This is a genomic window from Nocardiopsis trehalosi NBRC 14201, from assembly GCF_001552555.1.
Taxonomy (GTDB): Bacteria; Actinomycetota; Actinomycetes; order Streptosporangiales; family Streptosporangiaceae; genus Nocardiopsis_B; species Nocardiopsis_B trehalosi.
In genome coordinates, this window is sequence record NZ_BCRK01000327.1 from 1 (window position 1) to 2,669 (window position 2,669).

Consider the following 2,669-nt stretch of genomic DNA (forward strand, 5'->3'; position numbering starts at 1 on the left):
GGCGGGGGCGGAGCGGTCCGCCCCCGCCGCCGCGCGTCTGTTTTCGGTCACGCCCGGTAATGCTTTGGCCGGGTCGGCGATCGGCCGCCCCGCACCAGGGCAGCGCGACTATGTCGGTCCGACGATCGGGGGGGACATGCTCGACTACCTGGTGCGCCACTGGTGGGTGCTCATCGTGCGCGGGGTGCTCGCCATCGTGTTCGGGGTGCTGGCCGTGCTGTGGCCGGGGCTGACCCTGGTGGCGCTGGCGATCCTGTTCGGCGTGTACGCGCTGGTGGACGGGGTCATGGCCGGGTGGGCGGCGTTCCGCGCCGCCGAGGGCGACCGCACGCCCCTGGTGGTGGAGGCGGTGTTCGGGGTGGTGTTCGGCGTGGTGGCGCTGGTGTGGCCGGCGTTCACGGTGGTCGTGCTGGCCATCCTGATCGGCGCCTGGGCCGTGGTGACGGGCGTCTTCGAGATCGCCGCGGCCCTGCGGCTGCGCAAGGAGATCACCGGCGAGTGGCTGTACATCCTCAGCGGCGCGCTGTCGATCGCGTTCGGCGTGGTGATCTGGTTCCTGCCGGGCGCCGGCCTGGTGGCGGTGGCGTTCCTGATCGGCGCGTACGCGATCATCTTCGGTGCGGTGCTGGTGGTGCTCGGGCTGCGGCTGCGCCGGGTGGGCGCCGACAGCGGAGGGCCCGCCCCCGCCTGAGCCCCCGAGGGCCGCGGCGCCCGGCCGGTACAGTCGTCGCGACGACGGCACCGGGGGAGGGCGACGGCCATGCGGGCACCGTTCCGGCTGACGGGCGGGGCGGCGGACGCCGCGATCGCCGCCGGTGTGGCCGCGGTGCAGCTCGGCGCCGAACCGGTGTTCGCCGCCGCCGGCGGGGTGCAGGTGCCGGTGGCGGCGCCGCTGCTGCTGGCGCTGGGCGCGGGATCGCTGGCGGTGCTGAGCCGGTTCCCGCTGCTGACCGCCCTCGGCGTGGGGCTGTGCACGCCGCTGTACTACGTGCTGGGCCCGGTGGACGCCTGGACCGCGTGGATCATGTTCGTGGTGGGCGTGGTGCGGCTGGGGGCCACCGGCCACCGGGTGTCGGCGGTGTCCGCCACCGTGGTGCTGCTCCTGGTGATCGCGGCGGGCGAGCTGGTGCAGTTCGAGCCGGAGCGCACGCTGTTCGTGGTGGGCTGGGCGCTGGTGGTCCTGGCCGCCGGCGAGATCACCCGCAACCGGCGCGCCTACCTGCGCGAGGCGGAGCGCCGCGCGGCCGAGGCCGAGCGCACCCGCGAGGAGGAGGCCCGCCGCCGCGCCACCGAGGAGCGGCTGCGGATCGCCCGCGAGCTGCACGACGTGATCGCGCACAACATCTCGCTGATCAACGTGCAGGCCGGCGCCGCCGTGCACAACCGCGACCCCGAGCAGGCGTACGCGGCCCTGGAGGCGATCCGGCAGGCGAGCCGGTCGACCCTGCGCGAACTGCGGTCGACGCTCGGGGTGCTGCGCCAGGTGGACGAGGACGCCGCCCCCGTGGCCCCGGCGCCGTCGCTGGAGCGCCTGGACGACCTGGCCGCCCAGACCACCGAGGCGGGCCTGCCGGTGCGCTGCGCGGTGGCGGGCGAGCCGGCGCCGCTGCCCGCGCCGGTGGACCTGGCGGGCTACCGGATCGTGCAGGAGGCGCTGACCAACGCGCTGCGCCACGCGGCCGGCGCCACCGGCGCCGAGGTGGAGCTGCGCTACGGCGACGGCGAGGTGGTGCTGCGGATCGAGGACGACGGCCGCGCGCCCGAGGCCGCGCCGCACGAGGGCAACGGCCTGCGCGGCATGCGCGAGCGGGCCGCGGCCGTGGGCGGCGAGGTGACGGCCGGGCCCCGGCCGGGCGGCGGGTTCGCGGTGCGGGCGGTGCTGCCGGTGGACGGTGGTGGTGGCACGCCGGACGGCCGAGGTGCGGGCACGGATGCCGGGCGGCGCACCGCCTGGTAGGAAAGGGAGCCGGACGCGGGAAGGACGGGCCACCATGGGGCGGTGCGGCGGATGATCAGGGTCGTGCTCGCGGACGACCAGACCCTGGTGCGGGCCGGGTTCCGGTCGATCCTGGAGGGCGAGGACGACATCGCGGTGGTGGCGGAGGCCGGCGACGGCGCCCAGGCGGTGGCCGCGACCGCGGCCGAACGCCCCGACGTGGTGCTGATGGACATCCGCATGCCCGTGCTGGACGGCCTGGAGGCCACCCGCCGGATCGCGGCCGACGACCGGCTGCGCGACGTGCGGGTGGTGATCCTGACGACGTTCGACCTGGACGAGTACGTCTACGGGGCGCTCAAGGCCGGCGCCAGCGGGTTCCTGGTGAAGGACACCGAGCCCATGGAGCTGATCCACGGGGTGCGGGTGGTGGCGCGCGGCGACGCCCTGCTGGCGCCGTCGGTGACCCGGCGGCTGATCGGGGAGTTCGCCGACCGGTTGCGGGAGCCCCCGGCGGCCCCGCGGCTCAACGGCCTGACCGCGCGCGAGCGCGAGGTCCTCGCCGGGGTGGCCGCCGGGTTGTCGAACGAGGAGCTGGCCGCGCGGCTCGTGGTGAGCCCCGCGACGGCGAAGACGCACGTGAGCCGGGTGCTCACCAAGCTGGGCGCGCGCGACCGCGCGCAACTGGTGGTGATCGCCTACGAGACCGGCGTGGTGAAGCCCGGCTGGTTGG

Annotated in this window: 3 protein-coding genes; all 3 read left to right on the forward strand. The window is 76.1% G+C overall.

Annotated features, from left to right (window positions below):
* The first annotated feature begins 136 nt into the window (after positions 1–136).
* Positions 137–691 (forward strand): HdeD family acid-resistance protein, encoded by a 555-nt coding sequence (locus tag NT8_RS27850; RefSeq protein ID WP_067976012.1) that lies wholly within the window; start codon positions 137–139, stop codon positions 689–691.
* 69 nt (positions 692–760) lie between these two features.
* Positions 761–1,957, forward strand: coding sequence for a sensor histidine kinase (locus NT8_RS27855; protein WP_084469345.1), 1,197 nt, complete (start codon positions 761–763; stop codon positions 1,955–1,957).
* Between the two features lie 51 nt (positions 1,958–2,008).
* The coding region (locus NT8_RS27860; RefSeq protein ID WP_067976015.1) for a response regulator transcription factor at positions 2,009–2,669 on the forward strand (661 nt) is incomplete at its 3' end.